This is a genomic window from Mesorhizobium sp. B2-4-12, assembly GCF_006441575.1.
Lineage (GTDB): Bacteria > Pseudomonadota > Alphaproteobacteria > Rhizobiales > Rhizobiaceae > Mesorhizobium.
The window spans coordinates 1-13,838 of the sequence record NZ_VFVC01000038.1 but is presented as its reverse complement, the minus strand read 5'-3'; the positions used below and the strand labels follow the sequence as shown (position 1 = coordinate 13,838).

Genomic DNA, 13,838 nt, shown 5'->3' with positions numbered 1-13,838 from the left:
GACCCCACGCAGCCCTCGAATGTGCGGATCTTCGCATTGCGAGCGCTTCTGAACGGATTCACTCTGTCGCACGTCCGAAGCTCTCATGTGGCAGTTTACACGCTGCCATGCGCGATAGCATCCTGCAAATGTGCTAAAGTACGTTCGGACGTCCGACCCGAGGTATGGATTGACCCCAAAGCATGAATTGACCGCAAACAACGGCACCCTGAAGCGGCGCCTGACCGCGATCGTGGTCGCCGACGTGGTCGGCTATTCGCAACAGATGGCGGAAGACGAGGAAGGCACGTTTACCCGCGTCCGGGCGCTGATGCACGACGAGGTCCCAGGCTACCTTCATCGGCATGACGGCCGCGTTGTAAAGAACACCGGCGACGGTGTCGTAGCGGAGTTCCCCAGCGCCATCGAAGCGGTCCGGTGTGGCGTGGCTATTCAAGCCCATCTCGCAAACCCCGAGCGATCGTCGCCCAGTCTGTTGCTTCGAATGGGCATAAATTTCGGCGATATTATCGTCGACGGCGACGGAGACGTGTTCGGCGACGGTGTGAACGTGGCTGCACGCCTTGAACAGATCGCAGCACCCGGAGGCATTTGCCTTTCGGCAAAAGTGCATGAGGAGGTCCGCGGAGGGCTGCAATTGCCCTTCGAATATTGCGGCGAGTTTCAGCTCAAGAACATTCCCCGACCCGTGGCAGTCTACTCGCTTATTCACAGACCCGAAGGCCCCTCTCCGAGGATCGGCGCCGAGACTTCTGGCTCGAACACGCCATCGATCCTGGTCCGCCCATTTGTCAGCACCGGCGGCGTGGAACCCTATTTCAGCGAAGGGTTCACAGAAGACGTCATCACCGAGCTGACGCGGTTCACGCAGCTCTCCGTCGCGTCATACCATACCTCGTTGCGGCTCAAGGATGTGGAACTGCCGAAGCTGGTCTCGGATATAGGGCTCGATTTCGAGCTTTCGGGGCGAATCCGGAGGATGGGGAAGCGTATCCGCCTTTCGTGCGAACTGGTTGACGCGACGTCCGGCGGTGACGTTTGGGCCGAGTATTATGACAGCGACGATCAGGACATATTCGATGTGCAGGACGAACTGGTCCGCAAGATCGTGGGCACGGTTATCGGGCGCCTCAAGGCAGCGGGTGCGGAGAAGGCGCGGCGCAAGCCGCCGGCCAACCTGGCGGCCTATGAGTGCGTGCTGCGCGGCAATGCCTTGCCGCTAGGCGACCTCGCGTCTGAAGCGGAAGCCAGGCAATGGTATCAGCGCGCCATCGACCTCGATCCGACCTATGGGCGCGCTTACGCCAAGCTTGCTCACTACAAGCAGCTGGAATGGTTTCGCGACATGGGATCTTCCGATGCCCTGCTCGACGAGGCGCATGCAATTGCCAAGAAGGCGGTGGCGCTCTCCGCCAACGATCCGGTTTGCCTCAACATTCTCGGCTGGGTGCTGCTGCACCTGCGAGACTTCGACGTCGCCGCGCAACTCTATGCACGGGCCCTCTCCCTCAATCCGAACGATCCCGAGCAGGTTTCTTATCTCGGCACCCTCTACACATTTGGCGGCGAACCGGATCGCGCCATGCAATGGTTCGAGCGGGCGCAGGTCCTCGATCCCCTCTATGAACCATCCTGGTATTGGCCGTTTCGCGGCATCGTCCACTTCATTGCGGGCCGGCCCGAGCCGGCATTGGTCGCTTTGAGCCGTTCGTCGACAATGCCGACATGGGTTAGCGCCTACATGGCCGCTTCGAGCTCGGCGCTTGGCCGGGACAGCGACGCGAAGTTGTATGCGGCTCGCGTGTTGGCGGGTACGCCCAGCTTTTCTTGCAGTCGATTCGTGGCCAAGGAGCCCTATCGCCTGGAGGAGGATCGGGCCACGCTGTTCAAGGCGCTGCTCGCCGCAGGGCTGCCGAACTGATATTGAAGTCTGCTATCGGCAGCCGAAAAGGACCGCGGACGCAAGCTCCTCATGATAGTGCCGACCCTGTGCGTTGTTGTGGTACGTCCCGAGGTAATCTATCAGGTCCTCGCGCGTGACAACGCCTTCCGGCAGGGCTGGCAGGACCACAGTCAGCTCCGTTGGGGCATCGCACGCCAGGTTCACTTTCGCGTCGACGATCTGCTCCAGCACAATCTTAAGTTCGTTGCGAAAAGTGGCGTCATTCAAGTCTTTTACTTTCGACACCACGCCATTCACCAAACTTTTTCCTTCGTAATTGATATCGACACCATCAAGATCAACTACACGAAAGGTTTTACCCGAAGTTCCCGTGGTGATCGGTCCTACCCTCACACTTCGAACGCCGCCAGTCTTGTCTTTAGTGCGCAGAGCTATGACTTCATTGAGCATGAATGCGTTCGCCACGTTCACGGTTATACTCAAAGGACTGGTCGAACCTACTGCTGATATAGTCGCCGTGAACGCGGGCGGCAAAGCCTTCAGCCAGGCCCCCACGAGCGCCGCGCCAATCTCCGGAGCCTGTCGGCCCTGCTTGAGTTTCACCTTGGGCACAAGCGTTGCTCCTCGCGCTTTGAGGCGTGCGACAACAACCTAGGCTGCTTTTTCTTTGGCCGCAAGGAGAGCCGTCAAGCGGCTCGCCTCCAATGCTTTGCCGTGGACAGACAGAGGTATTGGGAGCATGCTGCCGTCAGTCGACCAGCAGATGGTAGGGATCCATGGGGCTCGCCTGGCTTGTGACTTTTCTCGCCGCCACACTTTCGGCGGCCACGATCGCGCACGCGGACGAAGCGCCCGGCGAGCCGCAAGTTACGCAACACACATTCATCGCGCCACTTGCGGACAAGGACAGATTTGGATCGGTTATCGCCAGTCTGAAAAAGATCAATCCGTCGGGGGACGCCCTGCAGGCTGTCGACATGCCGGACCTGGGATTTAGCCTGGTCACGGGAAGCTTTACCGACAAGGAAGCGAACAAGCTTCTGTCGGAAGGGTATCAGGAACCGGACTCATTTGAGGTAAGTCTGTTCGCGGATGGCGGTTGCGAAGGACGCAGTCCGCTAGCGGATGTGACGGGTGACAAGCTCGTGCCGCCGAGCGTTTGCAGAGTCGTCGGGTCGCCCGGTCCTGTGACCAACGGGTCCGCGGTCTGGATCATCGACAGCGGCGTCGACGAAGACATCGTCACAAAAGGGCTTCTTAATATTTCGGAACGGATCAACTGCACGGTCACTCCATGCAGCACGACCATGGGTGTGGCAGACACTCAAGGTCACGGCACGATGGTCGCAGGCATCGTTGGCGGAAAGCGTGTGTCAGGTACAACAAGTGGAGAATACCTTGGCATCGTTGGGATCAGCCCCGGGGTGCCGCTCAAGATTGTCAAGGCATTTAAGGATAACAAGTCGAAGATCGTCGGATCGCCGCTTGTCGCCCTGCAATATGTCAGTGACAATGCGTCCGCCGGCCAAATCCTGAACATCAGCTGGGGCGCGCAGTTCTTGGAGACCGCGAGGAAGGATGGCCAATTAGAACAGCTTGGTCTGATGGACAAGCTGCTGTTTGCGATCGCAAACAAGCAGGTCCGCATTGTGATTGCGGCGGGCAATGCGCCGGAAGATGACGAGGCGTCGTGGGTACAGTCCTTTTTCCCGGCGAATGCGTCGGAATATTTTTCTCCAAACCCGACGCAAGGCTTCATCCAAAGTGTCTCGGCATCCAAAAGCACTTATATCCCGACCGGTACCATCGTCATTGGTGCGTGCAGCACCGTTTCAAACGATTGGTGTGATCTGCTTTGGAATGGCGGCTCTTTTGGCGCGGCCATGTCCGAGCCCGGCGTTGACGTCCCGGTGCTTTGGCGGAGCACAAAAAAACACGAGCTAAGACAGAATATCTGTTCGGGGACATCCCTTGCCGCTCCAGTTCTGGCAGGACTGCTGGCTCGGAACCCTGCGAATTTGCTGGAGGTCCCGATCAAAAAGTACGTGATCCCAAATGCCGATCAGGTCGGATATTCGACGCCCGGAAAGTCGGACGTCACCGATCCGGATTATCCGAAATGCAATTGACGCGCCGCACGGCCCTCCAGGGTTTGGGTCTTGCCTCGCTGTTTGGCACGAGCGCAGGGTTTGCCTCGGCGGTTCTTGCTGGCGACAGCCACCCACGGCTGCTGGTCGTTCATCTTCGGGGCGGACTTGATGCGCTGGCCGCGCTGCCGCCCCATGGCGATCCGGATTTCCGGCGGGTGCGAGGCACGGCGAGAGAACTTGACACGTCCGACGACGCGTTCGGGGTGAAGCTTGATCCGCTGTTTGCGCTTCATCCGGCGCTGGAACCTCTTGCTCGGTTCTATTCGGCCGGCGAATTGCTGATCCTGCCCGCGACGGGCATCCCGGGTATCGGGAAATCGCATGACGCCGCGCAGAGGGTCCTGTTCGACGGCGATGTCGACGGCGGCGATTTTGGCTGGCCAGGAAGAGCCGCTTCGGTGCTGTCGCAGGGAAGGCAAACACTTTGGCGCGCAGCGCCGGCCGACCTCCCAAATGATGTGCTTGTCGATCTCGTGTTGGCCAATCCGGGACTTGACATCGCCCGCCTTTGCCTCGGTGAGGCGTTTGGTTCAGCCGGAGACGCGGTACAGACGTTGCTTGCAAGGCGACAGGCGCTGAGTGCTGCCAGCTTTGCCGCAGCGGCGACCTCCGCGGCGCAGGCGCTGTCCAGGCCGGACGGTCCGCGCGTGGCCCTGCTGCGGTTGGACGGCATCGATACCCACGTTGCTCAGGGAGGGCGTCTTTCGGCGACCCTTGAGACATTGGTGCGTGGTGTCGTCGCGTTCTCGGAAGCAGCAGCCGCGATCTGGCGTCAAACCGTTGTGCTCGGCGTTACGGAATTCGGGCGCTCTATCCACTTCAACGAACAAGGCGGCACCGACCATGGCAGTGCCAGCGTAGCGTTCTTGATGGGTGGTGCGATAGCCGGGGGGCGGATCGAGGGTCGCTGGCCCGGGTTGGCGGCGGATCAGCTCGACGAGGGGGCCGATTTAGCGGTCACCACCGATATACGCTCGATCGTCAACGCTGTGTTGAAAGACCATCTTGGACTCTCAAGGCAGGCAATGGCGATGGTCGCTCCAAACGCATCGGGCCTTCAAGCAACCAAGGGGTTGTTTCAGATCTGATGCACCCTTGGCAAGAACGCGTAGCAGCGCCAACGTCCGCTTGTGAACCAAGGTGACAGTTGATCGGCAGGTCTTTTGCGCCAGCCCCAACGCCAACGCCCTGCATCAGGGGCGAGACGTCGGGGCCCGAAAGGACGCGGTCTCGCCGCCACCGCCGATAGGCGCCTGATTCAAGCGCTTAGCGCGGAATTCCCTAGGCCCACGACGCACCGGCGCAATAGTCACACATCTGGGCCGCTGTGTGACCGTATGCAAGTATCCGCTTGCAGCTCCTATCACCGCCTCTATTGTGCGAGGAAAATTCCGCAGGGGGCTAGATGCGTCGCGTTTCCGCTCGATTGCACCTACTCGGTCTGATCGCCGCCGCTGTTTTTCCGGTCTGGCTTTTTGCGGCCTATCTCCTTGTCCAGTACGCCGTCCGTGAACAAGATCGCTTCAAGGAGGATGCGCTGCAGACAGCACGTCAGGTCGCTCTCGTTGTCGAAGGTGAACTGGTCAACCTTCAGACAGTGATAAAGGGGTTATCCAAATCAACGGCATTGGCCGACGGCGATCTGAAGGCTCTGCACAGAGAGGCACGCAGTCTAATTCAAGGCACGGATCGGATCATACTCCTCCGGGACCTCGACCGTGGTCAGTTGTTCAACACGCAAGCCGAGTATGAGAGCGGACTCCCTCCCGCTGTCCCATTGTCGGCTGCCGATCTCGCCAAGCTCAAATCGCATTTGCCGTTGGTCAGCGGAGTCTACGCCAGCCCTACGTCGAAAGAGTATCGAATTGCCGTCGCTATTCCAGTGCAAGGCCCGCACGGCGAAAGCTGGCTTCTCGCCCTTACCGTTCCGACCAGCGAGATTCGCGATGTCATGATGCCTGCAGCACCCGCAGGCTGGACGATAGGTATCGGGGATCGCAGCGGCACCTATGTGGCACGCTCTCAGCTGCACGACGAAATGACCGGCAAGCCGGGGCTGCCGGAGTATCTTGAGAAGATCGTGGGAAGTTCCGGGACGTTCACATCGCGCAACTACCAGGGAACGACACTGCTTGCAGGCTACTACCGCTCAGGCCTCTCCGATTGGTTTTATACCGCCAATGTACCCCTGTCCGCAGTTCAGGCTCCGCTCTGGCGTTCTCTCGCCGCTATCTGCGCGATTGGCTTTTTGGCGATGCTATTGTCCTTTGCCCTCGCCTACGTCGTAGGCAAGCGCTTTGCCGGAGCTGCTCGTAATCTTGAGGTTCGCGCTGAGGCGATGGGTAAGGGTCAGCCGGTCACGCCAATGCCGACTTCAGTCTCGGAATTCGCGACCATCGCGGACGCTCTAATTGGGGCAGAGCGCGCCATTGCTGAAAGAACACACGAATTGGAAGCCGTACTCGAAACGGTCCCTGCCGCGGTGTGGTTCACCTATGACCCGCAGGCACTTCAGGTCATTCGCAACCGCTTTGCTGCAGAGCTGATGGGGCTGCCGACCGATACTCGAAGATCCTTCGGCGCTCCTGACATGGTCATCGACACCATCGCCCTCAAAGACGGCCACAAGGTTAGTCGAGCGGATCGGCCGCTTAGCCGGGCCATGCGTGGCGAGCAGACCGACAACGAGGAGTTCGCCTATATCCTACCCTCTGGCGTACAACGCTTCCTGCTCTCGAGTGCGCGCCCTATTCCCGGTTCCAGTGGCAACATCATAGGTGCGGTGCAAATCAGCCTGGACATAACCGACCGCAAGCGCGGCGAGGAACAGCGCAAGCTGCTTGTGAACGAGCTCAACCACCGCGTCAAAAACACTCTTGCTGTGGTCCAGGCGATCGCCAGTCAAACCCTGCGAAACGCTACGAGCCTTCCCGAGGCCGGGCGCACTCTCGCGAGCCGACTCGTCTCCCTCTCGAAAGCGCACGAGATTCTGACCCACGAGAACTGGACGGGTGCCGACCTTAAGGACGTGATTACGGCCTCGGTGTCGCCGCATGCGGTTACAGGTCGGTTTCAGCTTACGGGCTCATCCGTATGGCTACCGCCCAACCTCGCCCTGTCGCTGGCGTTGGCTTTTCATGAACTCACCACCAATGCTATCAAGTATGGCGCCCTCTCGGTGGCCGACGGAACAATCAAAATTGGTTGGGTCGCGATCGATACGGCCGGAGCTCGACGTCTCAGGATCGAATGGCGCGAGCAGGGAGGTCCGCCCGTAAAACCGGCGGAGCGCAAGGGATTCGGCACCAGGATGCTGGAGCGGATTTTCGAGTCCGAATCCGCTGGCACCGTTTCGCTTTCATTTGAGCAGTCAGGCTTAGTTTGCCTCTTCGAAATAGACCTGCCAGGGGTCCAAGTGATCGCACCTGGCTCCCAGTGAAAATTTCGCCGCCAACGCCGAATGATCTGAACTGCCGTGCTACGGTTCTAACTCAGCCATCCTTCGCACCCGCACCGGCGATGAGCGCTTTGATTGTGTCACTTTGGTTCCTGCTGGGTGGACGTATCGGCCAACGTTCCCGAAAACAGCGCGGGGCCGCGCGTCTTGAGCAGCGACAAGGACGTGTAATCAAGGATCGACAACCCGCCATCGACCACAAGCGTCTGACCGGTGATGAAGGATGCTTCCTCGCTTGCGAGGAAGGCCACCGCTGCGGCAATCTCGTTGGGTGTACCCATGCGGTTGAAGACACCCGGCGGGATTTCCCATTCGCCCGAGGAGTTCGTGCTCGACGCAGGTTCTTTTTCATCGAGCTCTGTGGCGATCCAGCCGGGGCTGACACAATTTGCCCGGATTCCGAATGGCGCGCCTTCGACCGCCAGCGAGCGTGTGAGCGCCTCCACTCCCGCCTTCGCAACGCCGTACAATCCCCAGTTTCCGTGCAGTGTGGCCGTCGACGAGATGTTTACGATCGACCCACCGCCGCAGTCGCGCATCACCGGAAGCGCATAGGAGGAGACGAAATAGGTCGAATCGAGATTGGGGCCGCGCAACTTCGACCAGCGCTGGCCCGGCGATTCATTGGCTTCGATGCCTGACCGGCGAGAGCCGACCCCCGCATTGTTGACGACGACGTCCAGACTGCCCCATTGAGCAACCGTCCTCACCAGCGCCTCGACCGCCGTTTCGCTTGCAAGATCACACTGGAAAAAAGTGGCTCTTCCCCCTGCGAAAACAATTTCCGCTTCCACTTCCGAGCCCTTGGCACCGTCGCGACCGACAAGAGCAAGTCTGGCGCCTTCCTTGGCGAAATACCGCGCTATTCCACGTCCAATTCCCGAATTGCCTCCAGTGACGATTACGACCTTGTCTTCAAAACGCATCTCACCCGCTCTCTAAATCTCACCCGCTCTCTAAATAGTACCATTACTCTAGTATCTGGCAGCGATGAAAATTTCGCTGCCAACGCCGATGATCTGAACCGCTGAGCTACGCTTCTAATTAGCTGCTTCAGAGCCCTCACCTGCTCCAAAGCGACTTTGACGAGTTTGGGCGCCAGCTGCCCCGCGGTCTCGCCGCGAGCATTTTCTGCATTGCCCGCGCCATTATACCCTGCTGACTTCAGCGAGGCGCTTGAACGGGTGGGGCCTTCAATGGTCCCACGCTCGGCAAAGAAGGCGCAGCTGCCGTGCCGCTGAAGCTGATCGTCAGTGATAGTAGATGCCGCCGTCGACGTTGAGCGCCTGCCCCGTGACGAAAGCCGATAGGTCCGAGGCGAAGAAAAGCACCGGGCCAACGATATCCTCCGGCGCGCCAAGGCGTTTGAGTGCCGCGACATCTTCCCAATGGCGGATCGCCGCTTCGCTGCCCAGATTGTTCTTGCCCATCTCGGTCAGGATGATGCCGGGACAGATTGCGTTGACGGTGACGCCGTCCATGCCGACCTCCTGCGCCAGCACCCTGGTCAGCGTGATCACGACCGCCTTCGTCGCGGCATAATGGCCCTGTGTGGGCACGCCCTGCCGGCCTGCGATCGAGGCGATGTTGACCACCCTTCCCGATTTTTTGGCGCGCATGTGCGGCAACACCGCCTGGCACATCATCAGCACGCCCTTGGCATTGACGTCGAAATGCGCGTCCCAGTTGGCCTCGTCGAGATCCTGCAGCAAACTGGGTTTCAGAATGCCGGCATTGTTGACCAGCACGTCGATGCTGCCCGCGGCCTTGAGCAGCGCCTGCGCGGTGGCTTCGATGTCCTGTTTCTTGCTCACATCCATCGTATAGACGTAGGCCTTGCGCCCGGCCGCCTCGATCTCGCCCTTCGTGATCGCGAGCTCAGCCGCCTGCGAGGGTTCCTCAACCGCTTCCTGATGATTGTATGGCAAACAGGCGGCGCTCGCAGTTTGGTCTTCTCTAGCCAATGTGCGCTCGCTGAAAAACAGCATAATATTCGATAGTCGAACGCAGCATCGCGTTGTGATCCAGTTTGATCTGCGCGGCTTGGGGGCGGGATTGTAGCAGCCGCCTGCTACCAACAAGCCGAATTTCGTTGCTATCTAATGTGTGAATGGCGAAGCTGGCTGCGTCAGTGTAGGGTTCGCTGTAAGGAAGAAGAATTCGCCGTGTCCACGGCACTGCCGACGAATCTGGGAGGATTCATGGTCGAGATCATCTCAAAGCGGGACGGCCCGCGACGCGAGGATGTTCAGGTCAAGCGGCTGATCGAGCAGAACCGCTCGACCATCGTTCGCCTCGCCGACCAGATCAGCGGTGGTGGTTATTCGGCGTCCAGGCAGCCGCGCCAACAACCCAAGGCCGAGGGCCTGATCATCCATGTCGGCGGCAGCACGACAACCGCGACTGACGCCAAGCCGTCCATCCAGGTGACGATGAATGGCCGGGTGATCTCAAAGGATCAGAATACCGGCCGCCAACTTCATCATATCGGCGATGTCCGCAACCGCAACGGAGACCAGACCTTCGTGCTGGCTACGAAGAAGAACGGCTTTTTCTCACCGGTCGACGACACTATCGCCGAGGCGCTTGCCGGGCTGGATGGATCGCGGCTGACGGCGGCTTACAGCGAAGAGCAGCTTGCTGCCGACATCGGGGCGAGACTAGGCATCGACTGAGGACTGATATCCGGCGTGGCTGTGCACGTCCGATCCGCGACAGCATACAGAAATGGCATACCTCAAAGGTACTGTGATGACTGAATGAAACACGCGAGCGGCCCCAATCCTATGAAACCCGGTGCTCTTCCGGCGCGTGCGTCGATCGCCACCGGGCAACTGGTTCTGGACAAGATCGACTATGATGAGCGCGCCACCATGCGTGCGTGGGAGAGTTTTCTTTCCGACGAGCCGACAAGCGCACGCGATCCGGTCCACGTTCGCTCGCTGATCCACGATTCCTGGTATCGCAGCGCCACCGGCGGCATCAATGCGCAAGGCATCGAAGCGCCGCTGAGCAGTGACCGTGACGAGATAGAATACCTGACCCGCGCCAACGCCGAGCTGCTTTCGGCAGCACGGCGATCGTTCGCGTCCCTTGGCCAGTTGCTGGAGGGGACGGGAGCGATGCTGGTGCTCGCCGACAGCGACGGCGTGCTGATCGATGCCATCGGCGACAAGAAGACCTTACATGACGGCATGGACATTCATCTGGGCATCGGCGGCAAATGGAACGAGGACGCCGTCGGCACCAATGGCATCGGTACCGCGCTGTGGACCGGCGAACCGATCTTCGTCCATGCGGCTGAACATTTCTGCGCCGGCATCAAATCCTGGACCTGCGCTGGTGCGCCAATCCGCGATCCGCTGGACGGCAAGATCATCGGCGTGGTCGACCTGTCCGGTTATTCGCCGATTTTTCGGCCGCACAACACAGCACTCGTCGCCGCCACCGCCAGGCAGATCGAAAAGGCGTTGGCCGAACAGCAGCAGGAGCAGCGCACGCGCTTGCTGGAGGCCTTCATCTCGTCGGCCCCCAGCTATCGCCGCAAGGATGGGCTGGTGATCGTCGATCATCGCGGCCGCGCGATCTTCTGCAACAACGTGCCCAACGGCGACGCGACGGAGATGATGGACGGCCCGATGGAACCGGGCCGCGGCCGCTGGCTGATGAACCTGCCGGCCTCCGGCTCGGAGACCGATCTTGCCAACGCGCTGCCGGCGCATCTGCGATCCTGCCATGTCACGCCGCTGAAGCTCGACGGCGACCTTCGAGGCGCGGCGCTGGTTTTCCCTTCGGTGCCGGTCGTCTCCAGCGTGACCGTGATCGACCGGCAGGCGAACAAGCAGCTGCAGACGGCGGCTGCGATGATTGTCGGCGAGAGCGACAAGCTGCTTGCCGCCATCGATGTCGCCTCCCGCGTCGCAAGATCGAACGGCGTCACCTCGCTGCTGATAGAAGGCGAAACGGGTGTCGGAAAGGAGCTGTTCGCGCGGCTTGTCCATGCCGGCAGCCGGCGCTCGGAAAACGATCCGTTCATCGCCATGAATTGCGGGGCGATCACCAAGGAACTGTTCGGCAGCGAATTGTTCGGTCACGTGGCGGGCGCGTTTACCGGCGCTTCGCGCGACGGCAAGCCGGGCATCTTCGAACTCGCCAATGGCGGCGTGCTCAGCCTCGACGAGATCGGCGAGCTACCGCTCGAAATCCAGCCGTTCCTGCTGCGTGTCCTGGAAGAGCGCGTGGTGCATCGCATCGGCGATTCGAAGGGCCGGCCGGTGGATGTGCGGCTGGTCGCCTCGACCAACCGCGACCTCAAGCAGGAAGTGGCTGCCGGGCGCTTCCGCAGCGACCTCTACTACCGCATCGGCGCGGTCTCCATCCAAGTCCCGGCGTTGCGCGAGCGTGGCGAGGACGTCCTGCTTTTGATCGAGCACTTCAACAGGCAGATCGCAAAGCTGGCAGGCAATGATCCGCTCGAGTTTTCAAACGACGCGCTCGACGCGCTACTGGCCTATCGCTGGCCGGGCAATGTGCGCGAACTGAAGAACCTGGTCGAGCGCCTGCATATTCTGGCGCGCGACAGTGCGATCGACCTGCAAGACCTTCCGGGGGAAATCGGCGCGGGCGATCGAAACAGCATGGCCAGGCACGGGGACCATCCCACGGCCATGCTCGAAGCGCCGGTGTGCTCGTTTGAGGATGCGGAACGCCAGGCGATCAAGAACGCGCTTGCCGCGGAGGGCGGCAATCTCAGCAAGGTTGCGCTGAGGCTTGGGGTTTCCCGGCCGACGCTCTATCGCAAGCTCGGCCAGTACGGCATCCGGCGCGGGTTCCTCTGACACGCAGCAAAAAAGACCCCCACGGCATTCGCGCCATGGGGTTGGGGAATTGCGGCCGATGGATCGGACTGGCGACCGGCCTACGCCTGCATTCCGGCCGAGCGTCAGGGAACGATGACGCCGCGGCCGGTGAACCGCCGGTTCTTGAAATCGTCGAGCGCGGTGTTGATGCTGGCAAGATTGTACTCGGTGTAGTGCATCTTCACCTTGCCGTCGGCGTTGAGTTCCATCAGTTCGACCAGCTCGGTGAAATTGCCGACCAGGCTGCCGCCGATGTTGATCTCCTCGATGACCAGATGCGCGGTCGGCACGTTTATGTTGCCGCCATAGCCGACGACGAACAGTTGCCCGCCCTTGCGCACCATCTTCCAGCAGATGTTCTCGACGCCGAGTTCGCCGACGAAGTCGATCACCACATGCGCGCCGCCGCCGGTGATCTGGCTGACCTCCTCGACGACGTTTGGCCCGCCATCGAGCACGAAGTCGGCACCCAGATCCTTGGCCAGAACCCGCGCCGCCGGTTCGCGATCGACGGCGATGATGCGGCAACCCGAGATCGCGTGCAGCGATTGCAGCGCGATGTGCCCGAGTCCGCCGATGCCGAGCAGCACGCAATAGCTCCCCGGCCGCAGCAGCTTGGCGGCGCGTTTGGCGGCGCGGTAGGCGGTGATGCCGGCATCGGCCAGCGGTGCCACTTCGATCGGCGTGATGTTGGCGTTGAGCTTGATCAGCGAGCGTTCGCTGGTGATGAAGTATTCGGCGAAGCCGCCATTCATGCCAAGGCCGGGGAATTGGCCGTTGTCGCAGTACATGTCCTCGCCATGGCGGCAATTGAGGCAGATGCCGCATGAGCGGAAGGGATGGCAGATAACCGCATCGCCGCGCTTGACCGATTTTACACCGCTGCCGACCTCCTCGACCCATCCCGCATTTTCGTGACCCATGATGTAGGGCAAGAGCGTGCCCTCGGGATCCATGGTCGGCTTCCACACGCCTTCGATGATGTGCAGATCGGTGCGGCAGAGGCCGGCGGCACCCACCCGCACGATCACCTCGTCCGGCGCGGTGATCGTCGGCGCCTTGACCTCCTCGATCTTGAGCTGAACATTCATCTTCGGATCGTATTCGTACAGCCTGGCAGCTTTCATCGTCTTGTCCTCTCAGCGTCGAGTTTGTCTGGAATGGTTCAAGCGCGGCCGAGCTTTTCGGAACCGCCGCCCCGCGCAGGGCCTGCGGTCGGATCCTCATCCTCGGCAAGATCGCCGATCAGCGTTTCGGTGGTCAGGATCAGCGTCGCCACCGAAGCCGCATTGGCGAGCGCGGTGTAGGTGACGCGGACGGGATCGATAATCCCTGCCTCGAACATGTTCTGGTAGCTGCCGGCTGATGCGTTGTAGCCGTAGCCGCCATTGATCCGCGTCACCTCGGCGACGACGGCTTCGGGATCGGCGCCGGCATTGGCGGCAATGCGCCACAGCGGCCGCGACAGA

The 13,838-nt window shown here is 60.7% G+C and carries 11 protein-coding genes; 6 read left to right on the top strand and 5 right to left on the bottom strand.

The window, feature by feature from the left end:
- Positions 1-169 precede the first annotated feature (169 nt).
- A complete protein-coding gene (locus FJ934_RS20855) occupies positions 170-1,921 on the top strand; it encodes a tetratricopeptide repeat protein (RefSeq protein WP_140611918.1) in 1,752 nt (583 codons plus the stop codon).
- Positions 1,922-1,933: 12 nt separating this feature from the next.
- Here the strand turns inward: FJ934_RS20855 and FJ934_RS20850 are convergent, their stop codons facing one another.
- Positions 1,934-2,515 (bottom strand): hypothetical protein, encoded by a 582-nt coding sequence (locus tag FJ934_RS20850; protein ID WP_140611915.1) that lies wholly within the window; start codon positions 2,513-2,515, stop codon positions 1,934-1,936.
- Positions 2,516-2,679: 164 nt separating this feature from the next.
- On the opposite strand from FJ934_RS20850, the gene FJ934_RS20845 reads away from it, so the two are divergent.
- The 3 genes from FJ934_RS20845 to FJ934_RS20835 all read left to right on the top strand — a co-directional run bounded on the left by FJ934_RS20845 (position 2,680) and on the right by FJ934_RS20835 (position 7,492).
- Positions 2,680-4,032 (top strand): S8/S53 family peptidase, encoded by a 1,353-nt coding sequence (locus FJ934_RS20845; RefSeq protein ID WP_140611913.1) that lies wholly within the window; start codon positions 2,680-2,682, stop codon positions 4,030-4,032.
- Positions 4,023-5,141, top strand: a complete 1,119-nt coding sequence (locus FJ934_RS20840) for a DUF1501 domain-containing protein (RefSeq protein WP_140611911.1) — start codon at positions 4,023-4,025, stop codon at positions 5,139-5,141. The genes FJ934_RS20845 and FJ934_RS20840 overlap by 10 nt, the downstream gene beginning before the upstream one ends.
- 317 nt (positions 5,142-5,458) lie before the next feature.
- Positions 5,459-7,492 (top strand): HWE histidine kinase domain-containing protein, encoded by a 2,034-nt coding sequence (locus tag FJ934_RS20835; RefSeq protein ID WP_140611909.1) that lies wholly within the window; start codon positions 5,459-5,461, stop codon positions 7,490-7,492.
- A gap of 98 nt (positions 7,493-7,590) precedes the next feature.
- On the opposite strand, the gene FJ934_RS20830 is transcribed toward FJ934_RS20835, so the two are convergent.
- Both FJ934_RS20830 and FJ934_RS20825 read right to left on the bottom strand, forming a co-directional pair.
- Complete coding sequence (locus tag FJ934_RS20830; protein WP_140611907.1) at positions 7,591-8,436, bottom strand: SDR family NAD(P)-dependent oxidoreductase; 846 nt, start codon at positions 8,434-8,436, stop codon at positions 7,591-7,593.
- A 324-nt stretch (positions 8,437-8,760) separates the two neighbouring features.
- A complete protein-coding gene (locus FJ934_RS20825) occupies positions 8,761-9,438 on the bottom strand; it encodes an SDR family NAD(P)-dependent oxidoreductase (RefSeq protein WP_246671580.1) in 678 nt (225 codons plus the stop codon).
- Positions 9,439-9,711: 273 nt separating this feature from the next.
- Between FJ934_RS20825 and FJ934_RS20820 the strand changes: the two genes are divergently transcribed.
- Positions 9,712-10,185, top strand: coding sequence for a hypothetical protein (locus tag FJ934_RS20820; RefSeq protein ID WP_140611905.1), 474 nt, complete (start codon positions 9,712-9,714; stop codon positions 10,183-10,185).
- Between the two features lie 84 nt (positions 10,186-10,269).
- Positions 10,270-12,348, top strand: coding sequence for a sigma-54-dependent Fis family transcriptional regulator (locus FJ934_RS20815; RefSeq protein WP_140611903.1), 2,079 nt, complete (start codon positions 10,270-10,272; stop codon positions 12,346-12,348).
- A 104-nt stretch (positions 12,349-12,452) separates the two neighbouring features.
- Here FJ934_RS20815 and FJ934_RS20810 read toward each other — a convergent pair whose 3' ends face one another.
- Positions 12,453-13,496 (bottom strand): NAD(P)-dependent alcohol dehydrogenase, encoded by a 1,044-nt coding sequence (locus FJ934_RS20810; protein WP_140611901.1) that lies wholly within the window; start codon positions 13,494-13,496, stop codon positions 12,453-12,455.
- A 38-nt stretch (positions 13,497-13,534) separates the two neighbouring features.
- A partial coding sequence (locus FJ934_RS20805) for a TCP-1/cpn60 chaperonin family protein (protein WP_281407621.1) occupies positions 13,535-13,838 on the bottom strand: 304 nt, incomplete at its 5' end.

Excerpts from the sequence above, each read along its gene's own strand:
- FJ934_RS20820 (WP_140611905.1), top strand. The coding sequence starts at position 9,712 with ATGGTCGAGATCATCTCAAAGCGGGACGGCCCGCGACGCGAGGATGTT.
- FJ934_RS20810 (WP_140611901.1), bottom strand. The coding sequence starts at position 13,496 with ATGAAAGCTGCCAGGCTGTACGAATACGATCCGAAGATGAATGTTCAG.
- FJ934_RS20815 (WP_140611903.1), top strand. The coding sequence starts at position 10,270 with ATGAAACACGCGAGCGGCCCCAATCCTATGAAACCCGGTGCTCTTCCG.
- FJ934_RS20845 (WP_140611913.1), top strand. The coding sequence starts at position 2,680 with ATGGGGCTCGCCTGGCTTGTGACTTTTCTCGCCGCCACACTTTCGGCG.
- FJ934_RS20840 (WP_140611911.1), top strand. The coding sequence starts at position 4,023 with ATGCAATTGACGCGCCGCACGGCCCTCCAGGGTTTGGGTCTTGCCTCG.
- FJ934_RS20835 (WP_140611909.1), top strand. The coding sequence starts at position 5,459 with ATGCGTCGCGTTTCCGCTCGATTGCACCTACTCGGTCTGATCGCCGCC.
- FJ934_RS20830 (WP_140611907.1), bottom strand. The coding sequence starts at position 8,436 with ATGCGTTTTGAAGACAAGGTCGTAATCGTCACTGGAGGCAATTCGGGA.